The sequence below is a fragment of the Terrabacter sp. Root85 genome (assembly GCF_001429185.1).
GTDB lineage: Bacteria > Actinomycetota > Actinomycetes > Actinomycetales > Dermatophilaceae > Terrabacter.
Window position 1 is genome coordinate 689,425 of sequence record NZ_LMIW01000001.1, and the last position, 10,624, is coordinate 700,048.

Here is a 10,624-nt window from a genome sequence, read left to right on the forward strand (position 1 = left end):
ACGCATCGGTCACGGTCCGTCGTGGGACGCGTGTGACGACGCGGCCACTCGAGTGTGACTGGGCGCTCACTCGAGTGGGGCGGGGCGCTCACTCGAGTGGGGCGGCGGTCAGGCGGTCAGCGCAGGAAGCAGCCGAAGCCACCGGCGGGGCTCGTCGCCGTGAGCGACTCGACGAGCGAGGACTCGGTCGCCGCGACCACGTCGATGGTCAGCGTGTGCCCCGACGCCGTGCGCGTCAGGTGGGCGAAGGCCGGCGGGGCGGCCGGCCGGACGGTCCAGCCGGACTGCTCGAGGTAGCCGACGAGCTCGGCGGCCTGCGGCCCGGTCGAGGGCGGGTAGGTGCGGGTGATGCGCCCGTCGACGCCCTCGCGGCACGGCGGGAGCTCGCTGTGCCCGAGCGGGACGATGGAGCGGTCGAGCACGTCGACCTCGCGCGCGAGCGACTCGTACGCGGCGACGTCGTCGGCGTGGACGCGGCTCGACCAGGCCCAGCCACCGAAGGCGACCAGGCCGACGAGGAGCACGCCGAGGACGATGGCCGCCGGGCCCGGACGCCGTCGCCTCCGTGCGACCCGCGCGCGCTCAGCGCCGTCGGAGGCGCCGTCAGGGGCGCCGATGGGGGCCTCGTCGACGAAGCCGGAGTCACTCACCGGGACAGTGTCCGGCACCGGGCCCCGTGCCGTCAGGGACCCCGGCAACTGTCGCCGATCCGTGACCCGGCGGCCTCAGCGTCGGACGAGGGGTCGGTCGAGGTCGAGCAGGTGGCGCCAGTCGGTGCGGCGGGCGGTGCGCAGGCCGCGGCGCAGCAGCAGCACGAGGACGACGAGCGCGACCGGGACGCCGACGGCCGTCGTCGTGAGGCCGAGGCTGTAGCCCTCGGGGAGCGTCGCGAAGCAGACGACGGAGGCGACGACAGCGAGGGGCCGTTCGAGCCGCTCCTGCCAGAGGGCCCCGAGCGACACCGCGAAGAACGGGAGCGCCCAGAGGGAGTACCACCCGAGGAAGACCGGGGCGAGCACGACGACGGCGAGCATGGCCCAGGCGATGCCGCGCACCGGCCGCAGGAGCGGCTCGGCCGCGGCATCCTCCGCCGCCAGGCCGCGGGTGTCCGCGGGCTTGAGCGCCGCGAGCCAGACGAGCGCGAGGAGCAGGGCCAGCACGACGAGTCCCACGGCCCGCGCCATCGCGATGCCCGGGTCGCGCCACTCGTCGTGGCCGAGCAGGTGCCCGACGGCACCGACGGCGATACCGATCGAGGTCGGCAGGGAGGTCCACTGCTCGTTCTTGCCCGGGGTCCCCGTCGGGTTGAGCCACGAGAACCCGAGCCCGGTCACGACGCCCCCGAGCGCCAGGGGGACACCCGAGCACAGCACCGTCAGGGCGCCCGCGCGCACGACGTCACCCCAGCGGGCGTATGCCGTGCCGTCCGTCCCCGGGGCCCGCACGGTCGCGACGTGGCGGGCCCAGAGGATGACGACGAACGGCAGCGCGATGACGGCAGTGACCTTGACCATGGCCCCGAGCGCGACGACGACGCAGGCGAGGACGAACCGCCCGCGCAGCGCGAGGGCGAGTCCGCCGAGCGCCGCGGCCACCATGAGGGCGTCGTTGTGGGCTCCTCCGACGAAGTGCGCGCCGACGAGCGGCACCGCGACGCCGAGCCAGAGCGCCCGGACCGGTGACCAGCCGATCCGGCGGGCGACGTCGGGCACGGCCCAGGCCATGATGACGACCCCGGCCACGGCGAGCAGGCGCAGCAGCAGGAGCGCGACCCACAGCTCACCCGAGACCGACGCGACGGCCCGGGCGAGGAGCAGCCAGACGGGTCCGTAGGGTGTCGGGCTGTCGAGCCACGTCGGCGCCGTCGAGGCGCGCCACGGCGAGTCGAGCTCGCGGACGACGTGGTCGTAGGGGCTGAGGCCCTGGTCCCAGAGCAGACCCTGGGCGGCGTAGGAGTAGAGGTCGCGGCTGTAGAGCGGCATCGCGGCGACGAGCGGCGCGAACCACAGGGCGATCGTCACCCACCACCAGCGCACCGACACGTCGGCGTCACGGAGTCGCCACCAGGCGAGGACGAGCAGGCCCATCGCGAGGACCGCGACGGTGGCGAGCAGGGGTGAGCCACCCTTCGGCGTCCACCAGGCGACGCCCGGCCAGAGCACCCCGGTGTTGAGCCGCGGCAGGGCACCCGAGCCCCACGAGGCGACCGCGAGCACGACGCCGGCGACGGCACCGGCCCAGCGCCACCGGCCGGGGGCGAGGGCAGGCCGCGCCTCAGCCATGCGTGACCGGTTCGTCACCCCACGCGAGCAGGCGCCACCCGGCCTCGGGGTCACCCTCCATCGTCACGACGTGCGCGTTGTCGAGCCTGCGACCGTCGAAGAAGTCGGCCGGCAGGCTGAGCGCGGCCGAGCACCACACGCGCATGGCGGCCCCGTGGCTCACGGCGAGGGCGGACTCGTGGCCGTCGGCGGCGATGCGCGCGATCGCCGCGTCGTAGCGCTCCATGAAGCCGGCACCGCTGTCGCCGCCGGGGATCGTGTGGTCGGGCTCGTCGCGCCAGCGGATGACCGCGTCGATGTAGGGCTGCCACTCGGTCGACATCTCGTAGTCGCCGGCCTGGATCTCGCGCAGCCCGGGCAGCACGACCATCTCGAGACCGAGCATCTCGGCGAGCGGCGCCGCGGTCTGCTGGGTGCGCACGAGGTCCGAGGTGTAGATCGCGCCGAGGTCCTCACCGCCGAGGCGGTCGGCGAGGGCCCGCGCCTGAGCCCGGCCCTCGTCGGTGAGGTCGAGGCCGGGGACGGCCGTGTCGAGCTGACGGGCGACGTTGGCGTGGGTCTGGCCGTGTCGCACGAGGTAGAGCCGCACGTCAGAGACCCTTGACGGTGACGCCGCTCAGGCACTCGACACCCTTGCTCGGCCCGGTGTGGAAGTCCTTGATGGAGACCGGCGCGGTCGCCCCGGCGGCGAGCGTGACGTCGACCTCCTTGCTGGCGACGTCGGAGCCGTCGGAGCTCTTGACGATGAAGACCGCCACGGTGAACGTGTGCTCCTGCGTGTCGGAGTTGGTGAGGGTGCCGGTGAAGCTCCACGACTCACCCGAGGGCGCACACGTCGCGCCCGTGAGGCTCGAGGCCGCGTCGAAGAGGCCACCGTCGCCGGGGTCGGTCGTGTCGACCGGGTCGGGCACGTCGTCGCTCGGGGTCTCGGCCGTGATGGTCGGCTGCACGGGGACGCTCACCGTCGGGGCCACGGAGTCGTCCGGCGACGACGGGGCGGGCTGGCCGCACCCCGCGAGCGCGAGCACGAGCGAGGCGGACACGCCCAGCGCGACGGTCGGGACGGCATACGCCCTGGGTGTCCGGATGACCCGGGTGGCGGTGCGGGGTCGGCCTGGCATGGGCACGTGCGGCCCCTTCCTGTCGGCAGGTGTGCGCGGCCCATTGTGCCCCGCGAGTCGTCAGGGCAGCGTCAGCCGGGCCGCGACGGCCGCGGCGACCACGACCAGACCGGCGCCGACGGCCAGCGTGTCGGCCGGACGCCACGGCGCTGGACCCGCCCACGTGCGGCGGCGGGCCTCGGCGAAGCCCCGGGCGTCCATCGCGAGCGCGAGCGTCGAGGCCTGCCCGAGCGCGCCGATGAGGAGTCCACCGGTGACGACGACCGCCTCGCGGCCACGGGCCAGGGCTCCGCGGTCGGCCCGGATGCCGCGCACCCGGCGGGTCGTCATGAGCTCGCCCCACAGGGTGTCGAAGGACTGGAGCCGCTGGAGCGCCGCCGTCGCGGCCACGACGGGCCGGGCCGGGAGACGGAGCCGCTGCGCGAGGTGGTCGCCGAGACCCTCCGGGTCGATGAAGCCGACGACGAACGCGGAGGGCACGAGCAGGCAGAGGACGCGCAGGGCAGCCGCCGCCGCGACCTCGACGTCCCGGCCGCCGAGGAGCCACGCCGACCAGGCGACCCCGACGACGGCGAGCGCGGCAGGGGCGAGGCGCGCGAGGACGCCTCGGAGGCGACCCTCCGGCGCGCGGCCCCGGCCCGGGGCGAGGAGGCCGACGAGGCCGAGGACGACCTCGACGGCGAGGACGGCGAGTCCCTGGCGCCACGTCTCGAGCAGCGCGGGCAGGGGCAGGACGCACAGGGCCGCCCCGAGCAGGGCCAGGGGCCCGACCCGGGAGAGCAGCGGGTGCCGCTCGGGCTCCGGGTCGGCGGGTGGCTGGGTGGGTGCGGCGAGCCGGACGACGCGGTCGGCGTCGTCGACGACCCCGGGGTCGTGGGTCGTGACGACGACGGCAGCGCCCTCGTCGCGGGCCGCGGCGAGCACGCCGGACACGGCGGCCCACGTGAGCCGGTCCTGCCCGACCGTCGGCTCGTCGGCGAGGAGGAGGGCCGGACCGTGCGCGACGGCGGACGCCATGGCCAGGCGACGCTGCTCACCGCCGGAGAGCTGGCGCGGGTCGGCCTGCGCGAGGTGCGCGAGCCCGAGCGCCGCGAGCAGGGCGTCGGCCCGCCGGCCGGCGGCCTCGGGCTCCTGCCCGAGCGCGAGCGGGGTGGTGAGCACGTCGTCGCGCACCGTGCGGCCGACGATCGAGGTCGCCGCGCGTTGCGGCACCCAGGCGACGACGCGCGCGAGGTCGAGCGAGGACCACTCGTGCGGGGGCGCGAGCCGGTCCCGCGCGGCGGCGCCGTCGCCGGTCTCGGCCGGGGTGAGCGGCAGCGCGAGGTCGACGGAGCCGCGCGACGGCTCGACGAGCCCGCCGAGGGCGGCCAAGAGCGAGGACTTGCCGGCGCCGCTCGGGCCGACGAGGGCCAGGGACCGACCGGCCCGGGCCTCGAGGTCGGCGCCGTCGACGGCGAGCGTCGTGCGGGACCGCTCCCCCAGTCGCCGGCTCCGGTGCTCGACCCGGACGTCGGAGGCCGCGGCGACGACGCGGCCTTGGGGCACGCGCCCGGCTGCCGCGTGCGGCGCCGGCTCGAGGTCGAGGGGCAGCGGCTCGGGGTCCGGCACCCCGGGGACCCAGATGCCCTGTGCCGCCAGGGATTCACCGTGGGCGGCAAGGACCGCGTGTGGCTTGCCGTCGGCCACGACCGAGCCGGTCGCGTCGAGGACGACGAGCCGGTCGACGAGGTCGAGCCACCCGTCGAGACGGTGCTCGACGACGACGAGGGTGAGACCGCGCCGCTCGACGACGTCGGCCACGACGGCCCGCACGTCCGCAGCCGTGTCGGCGTCGAGCATGGCCGTCGGCTCGTCGAGCAGGAGCACCGAGGGCTCCATGACGAGCGCCCCGGCGAGCGCGAGCCGCTGGGACTCGCCCCCGCTCAGGGTCGACGGCGCGCTGTCGGGCGACATCGCCAGCCCGACCTCGCGCAGCGCCGCCGCGACGCGGGACGGCATCAGGTCCCGCGGCAGCACGACGTTCTCGAGGCCGAAGGCGACGTCACGACCGATGCTCGAGGCGACGGTGCCCGCACCCGGGTCCTGAAGGACGAGGCCCACCGATCCCGGAACCTCCTGTGGCGCATGGCCGCCCACGGTGACCGTGCCCGAGAGCTCGCCGGCGTCCGCGGTGAGCAGCAGCCCGGCGACACCCCGGAGCAGGGTCGACTTGCCCGACCCGCTCGGCCCGGCGAGCAGCACGCGCTCGCCGGGCTCGAGGGTGAGGTCGAGGCCGTCGAGGACCGGACGCGAGCGCCCGAAGGGTCTCCACGTCAGGTCCTCCACGCGCACGCCGACACCCGAGGTCACCGACGGCGACCGTGCGTCGAGGTGTTCGGTTTCTCGTGCCACCGGCGCCTCCGTCCCCGACGGGTCAGACGGCCCGCTGCTCCCGGACCTCCTGGCCCGGCGGGAACGGGTTGAGCGCACCCGCGGCCGCGAGCAGGCGCGTCAGGCCGACGGCGAGGAGCGAGCCGAGGACGGCGACGGACGCACCGAGCAGGAGCAGGTAGGAGAGCTTGTAGCCCCAGCCCCAGTCGGTCCAGTAGGAGTACCACTCGTAGACGGCCTCGAACGCGCCGCCGAGGAAGCCACCGAGCAGCAGCGGCGCCCAGCTGTAGACGGCATACGCGAAGACGGCGAAGCCGAGCTCGACACCGAGGCCCTGCACGAGGCCCGACACGAGCGTGGTCAGGCCCCACTGCGTGCCGATGAGGGCCGACACGACGGCCGCGAGGAGCTCGGTGAAGACGGCCGCGCCGGGGCGCCGGATGATGAGCATGCCGACGATGCCGGCGACGAGCCAGGGCCAGTTGAAGAGGGCGCCGAGGGGCGGGAAGGCCGCCGACACGGCGTTCGACGGGACGGCGTAGACGAGCCCCCACGCCCAGTACGCGACGCCGAAGGCGACGCCGAGGAAGGCGCAGGTGAGCAGGTCGATGGTGCGCCAGCGGGTCAGCGGACCGCTCGCGGTGATGGTCGTGGACATGGTGTGTCTCCCGGGTTCCAGTGGATACGTGTGGATACCTGGGGGAAGCCAGCCGGACGGCACGCGTCGATGACGTGTGCCGTGCGGTGGCCTGAGAAATACCGACTTCCTTCGCCGGTGCTAACCGGAGCAGGTTCGAGGGTCTGCGGCTCGGCCCTTCGGGCTGCCGCACTCTCAGCGCGTGACGCGCTCCCCTGTCGTGATGGGTGGGTGGTGCTCTTCAGTTGTCGGGGTGACTCTACTCCGCAGCACGTGGGTACAGTCACGGCATGGGATCCAAGGACTCGAAGAAGGCCACCAAGGCGCTCGGCAGGGCGAAGGCCAAGGCCGAGGACGCCGCCACACCCCGCACGCCGCTCGGCGGCCCGGTGTGGAAGATCCTCAGCGTCGGCTCGACGATCCTCGCCACGAAGATCGCGACGGACGCGACGCAGAAGGGCTGGAAGCTCGCGACCGGCCGCAACGTGCCCGTCAAGGGTGACTTCGAGCGCGAGCGCACCCGCGACGTCATCCTCTTCACGGCGCTCTCGTCGATGGCCGTGGCCACGGCCCGGGTCGCCGTCGAGCGCGGCGCCGCGAGCTACTACCGCCGATCGACCGGTCACCTGCCCAAGGCTCTCGAGGACGAGAAGGTGTCGCCCACCGACAAGAAGGCCTCGAAGAAGGTCGCCAAGGGCAAGGCCAAGGCCGAGCGCGCCACGAAGAAGGCCATCGACAAGGCCACCGGCAGCCGCTGAGCCCGAGGCGACGTCCCTCAGGCCTCGCCGACGCGGACGAGCCCCGTCTCGTACGCCAGCACGACCATCTGCACCCGGTCGCGCAGTCCCAGCTTGGCGAGGATGCGCCCGACGTGGGTCTTGACGGTCGCCTCCGCGACGAAGAACGTGGCGGCGATCTCGGTGTTGTTCAGGCCCTTGCCGACCGCCTCGAGCACCTCGCGCTCTCGCTCGGTCAGGACGTCGAGCCGCTCGAGGCCGGACGGCTGCGCCGGGCTCGCGAGCACCGGCAGGAAGCGGTCGAGCAGGCGCCGGGTCGGGCCCGGGGCGACGACGGCGTCGCCGGTGTGGACGGCCCGGATCGCCGAGAGCAGCTCCGACGGGCCGGCGTCCTTGAGCAGGAAGCCGGCCGCCCCCGCCCGCAGGGCCGCGTAGACGTACTCGTCGAGGTCGAAGGTCGTCAGGACGAGCACCTTGGGGGTGTCGCCGCGCTCGACGACCCGGCGCGTCGCCTCGATGCCGTCGAGCCGCGGCATCCGGATGTCCATGAGCACGACGTCGACGTCGCGGCCGGGCAGCGCGTCGAGCGCGGCCAGCCCGTCGGCGCACTCCGCGACGACGTCGATGTCGGGCTCGGCGTCGAGGACCATGCGGAAGCCGGCCCGCACGAGGGCCTGGTCGTCGACGATCATGACCCGGGTCGGCCGGTCGGTCATCGCTCCCCCTCCGTCGGCATCGTCGCGAGCACCTCGAAGCCGCCACCGGCACGGGGCCCGGCCGTCAGCGTGCCACCGTGCACGGCGACCCGCTCGCGCATGCCGGGCAATCCGTGGCCGCGCCCGTCGTCGACGCTGCGCGCACCGACCCCGTCGTCGCACACCGAGATCCGCAGCGCCTCGTCGGTCTGCTCGACGTCGACGACGGCGCCCGCGGCCGGACCGGCGTGCTTGATGACGTTGGTCAGCGCCTCCTGGACGACGCGGTATGCCGCCAGGTCGAGTCCCACGGGCCGGGCGCGCTCGGTGCCGCGGACCGTCAGCGTCACCGGGACCCCGGCCGCGCGCACGCCCGCGACGAGGTCGTCGAGCTGGGCGACCCCACCTGTCGGTGCCAGCTCGACGCCCGACTCCGGGTCGCGCAGCACGCCCACGAGACGGCGGGTCTCGGTGAGGGCGTCCCGGGCCGTCGACCCGATGGTCTCGAGCGCGCCCACCGACCGGGCGAGCGCGCCCTCGGGACTGCGCTCGGCGGCATACGCGGCGCCGTCGGCCTGCACGACGATGACCGAGAGCGCGTGCGCCACGACGTCGTGCATCTCGCGGGCGATGGCCGCCCGCTCCTGCTGGGCGGCCAGCCGGAGGGCCTGCTCGCGCTCGCGCTCGACCCGCTCGGCGCGGTCCTGGAGGTCGGCGAGGCGCTGGAGGCGAGCGCGCTTGAGGTCGCCGAGCGCCCACGCCGCGAGGGAGGCCGCGGCGCACGCGACGAAGGTGAAGACGAACTCGCCGGGACCGGGCACGCGGCCGCTGACGGCGGTGAACCGTGCACCGGCGATGGCCGACCCGAGCGCCGCGACGCCGAGACCGGCGAGGCGCACGGCGCGGCGACGGTCGTAGGCGGCGAGCGAGTAGAGCGCGACGAGGAAGGCGATGTCGCCGGGCAGCAGGCTGCTCGTCGGGACGACCCGGATCGCGAGCGCGATGCTGACGACCGCGAACGCCGTGGCCGGGTGGGAACGCCTCCAGATGAGGGCGAGGTCGGCGAGGCCCACGACCGCCCAGCCGATGCCCTGGCCCTCGCCGAGCACGACGAGCCCGAGGAGCGCGAGGAAGACCGCGAGCGGGACGTCGAGGAGCAGCGGCCGGCGCTGCAGCCAGTCGTAGACGCTCCCCTCGCTCACGTCCCGAAGCCTACGAGGACGACGGGGTCGGGTCGTCAGACCGTGGTCGCAGATGCCGGCACCGACACGCGGGCACGGACGGCGCGGGTGTCTCCATCGTCACGCCCCGAACCCGGGTCGTCGGCTCCGGGCCGGGAGGACGATGGAGGTGGACCCGAGGAGGGGCCATGAGCAGTCACGGGAGACCCGAGCGGCACGGACCGGCGCCGGCACTGACGTTCCTCGGCGCGGCCGGGACCGTCACCGGCAGCAAGTTCCTCGTCGAGGGCGAGGGCGCGAGACTCATGGTCGACTGCGGCCTCTACCAGGGCGAGCGGCGCTGGCGGTCGCTCAACTGGGAGCCGCCTCCCGTCGACCCGGCCTCGGTCGACGCCGTGGCCCTGACCCACGCCCACCTCGACCACTGCGGCTACCTGCCGGCGCTCGTCCGGGGCGGCTTCGACGGGCCGGTGCACGCGACGTCCGGGACCGCGGCGCTCGCGGCCGTCATCCTGCGCGACAGCGCGCACCTGCAGGAGGAGGAGGCCGAGGGCGCCCGGCGGGGAGGCTGGTCGCGGCACGACCCGCCACTGCCGCTCTACACCGTCGGCGACGCCGACGTGGCCGTCGCGGCACTGCGCCCCGTCGGCGACGACGCAGCAGTACGCGTGGGCGGCTCGAACGGGGCGACCGTGACCTTCGTGCCGGCCGGCCACATCCTCGGCAGCTCGAGCGTGCTCGTCGAGGTCGACGGGGCGAGCGTCCTCTTCTCCGGTGACCTCGGGCGGCCGGACCACCCGGTGCTGCTGCCCCGGGCCCTACCGCCGGCTGCCCGCACCGTCGTCGTCGAGTCGACGTACGGCGACCGCGCCCACCCCGAGGTCGACCCCGAGCACCACGTCATGGCCGACGCGATCCGGCGCACGATCAGGCGAGGCGGCAGCGTCGTCGTGCCGGCCTTCGCCGTCGACCGCACCGAGATCGTCCTGCTCGCGATCGCCGACCTCGTCGCGAGCGGTGCGATCCCCGACGTGCCGGTGTGGGTCGACAGCCCGATGGCCCTCGCGGCGCTCGACATCTACCGCGACCCGACACATTCAGCGGAGGTGCGGCCGGGCGCCCTCGAGCGGCTGCGCCGCCTGTCCGGTCTGCGGACCGCGCACAGCGCCGAGGAGTCGATTCGGCTCAACACCCCGGGCACGCCCTGCATCATCGTGTCGGCCTCCGGCATGGCGACCGGCGGACGCGTCGTGCACCACCTGCGCCACCTGCTGCCCCAGGCGCGCAACACCGTGCTGCTCACCGGCTACCAGGCCATCGGCACCCGAGGCCGCGACCTGCACGCGGGGGCGCGCGAGCTGAAGATGGCCGGGCGCTACGTGCCGGTCCGGGCCGAGGTCGTCACCCTCGACGACTTCTCGGTGCACGCGGACGCCGACGAGCTGCTCACCTGGATCGGCGAGATGCCGCACCCTCCGGAGAGCGTCCACGTCGTCCACGGGGAGCCCGCGGCCGCGCGGGCGCTGGCGGACGGCATACGCGAGCGGTTCGACTGTGCCGTCTCGGTGCCGCGCCTCGGCGAGCGGGTCCTGCTCGACTGA

10 protein-coding genes and 1 riboswitch are annotated in these 10,624 nt (G+C 74.9%); of the genes, 2 read left to right on the top strand and 8 right to left on the bottom strand.

The window, feature by feature from the left end:
- Nucleotides 1-116: 116 nt before the first annotated feature.
- From ASE25_RS03285 to ASE25_RS03310, 6 genes are all read right to left on the bottom strand, one after another.
- Nucleotides 117-650 carry a hypothetical protein gene (locus tag ASE25_RS03285; protein WP_056822678.1) on the bottom strand — a complete coding sequence of 178 codons (534 nt, stop codon included), beginning with the start codon at nucleotides 648-650 and terminating at the stop codon, nucleotides 117-119.
- A 75-nt stretch (nucleotides 651-725) separates the two neighbouring features.
- Nucleotides 726-2,282: a polyprenol phosphomannose-dependent alpha 1,6 mannosyltransferase MptB gene (gene mptB / locus ASE25_RS03290; RefSeq protein ID WP_056822679.1), complete on the bottom strand. Its 1,557-nt coding sequence runs from the start codon at nucleotides 2,280-2,282 to the stop codon at nucleotides 726-728.
- Complete coding sequence (locus ASE25_RS03295) at nucleotides 2,275-2,871, bottom strand: histidine phosphatase family protein (RefSeq protein ID WP_056822682.1); 597 nt, start codon at nucleotides 2,869-2,871, stop codon at nucleotides 2,275-2,277. Before ASE25_RS03295 ends, mptB begins: the two co-directional genes overlap by 8 nt.
- Nucleotide 2,872: 1 nt before the next feature.
- The gene (locus ASE25_RS03300; protein WP_056822684.1) at nucleotides 2,873-3,403 is read right to left on the bottom strand and encodes a hypothetical protein; all 531 of its coding nucleotides are present in this window, start codon (nucleotides 3,401-3,403) and stop codon (nucleotides 2,873-2,875) included.
- A 60-nt stretch (nucleotides 3,404-3,463) separates the two neighbouring features.
- Nucleotides 3,464-5,794, bottom strand: a complete 2,331-nt coding sequence (locus ASE25_RS03305; protein ID WP_056822687.1) for an ATP-binding cassette domain-containing protein — start codon at nucleotides 5,792-5,794, stop codon at nucleotides 3,464-3,466.
- A 22-nt stretch (nucleotides 5,795-5,816) separates the two neighbouring features.
- The gene (locus ASE25_RS03310) at nucleotides 5,817-6,431 is read right to left on the bottom strand and encodes an ECF transporter S component (protein ID WP_056772225.1); all 615 of its coding nucleotides are present in this window, start codon (nucleotides 6,429-6,431) and stop codon (nucleotides 5,817-5,819) included.
- A gap of 89 nt (nucleotides 6,432-6,520) precedes the next feature.
- Nucleotides 6,521-6,637, bottom strand: a riboswitch (TPP riboswitch).
- 63 nt (nucleotides 6,638-6,700) lie between these two features.
- Between ASE25_RS03310 and ASE25_RS03315 the strand changes: the two genes are divergently transcribed.
- The gene (locus ASE25_RS03315) at nucleotides 6,701-7,168 is read left to right on the top strand and encodes a DUF4235 domain-containing protein (RefSeq protein WP_056772229.1); all 468 of its coding nucleotides are present in this window, start codon (nucleotides 6,701-6,703) and stop codon (nucleotides 7,166-7,168) included.
- A 17-nt stretch (nucleotides 7,169-7,185) separates the two neighbouring features.
- On the opposite strand, the gene ASE25_RS03320 is transcribed toward ASE25_RS03315, so the two are convergent.
- Entirely contained in the window at nucleotides 7,186-7,863 is a 678-nt protein-coding gene (locus ASE25_RS03320; RefSeq protein WP_056772231.1) for a response regulator transcription factor, read from the bottom strand.
- Nucleotides 7,860-9,044, bottom strand: a complete 1,185-nt coding sequence (locus tag ASE25_RS03325; protein ID WP_056822689.1) for a sensor histidine kinase — start codon at nucleotides 9,042-9,044, stop codon at nucleotides 7,860-7,862. Before ASE25_RS03325 ends, ASE25_RS03320 begins: the two co-directional genes overlap by 4 nt.
- Before the next feature lie 167 nt (nucleotides 9,045-9,211).
- Here ASE25_RS03325 and ASE25_RS03330 point away from each other — a divergent pair, with 167 nt between their 5' ends.
- Nucleotides 9,212-10,624, top strand: a complete 1,413-nt coding sequence (locus tag ASE25_RS03330; RefSeq protein WP_056822691.1) for an MBL fold metallo-hydrolase RNA specificity domain-containing protein — start codon at nucleotides 9,212-9,214, stop codon at nucleotides 10,622-10,624.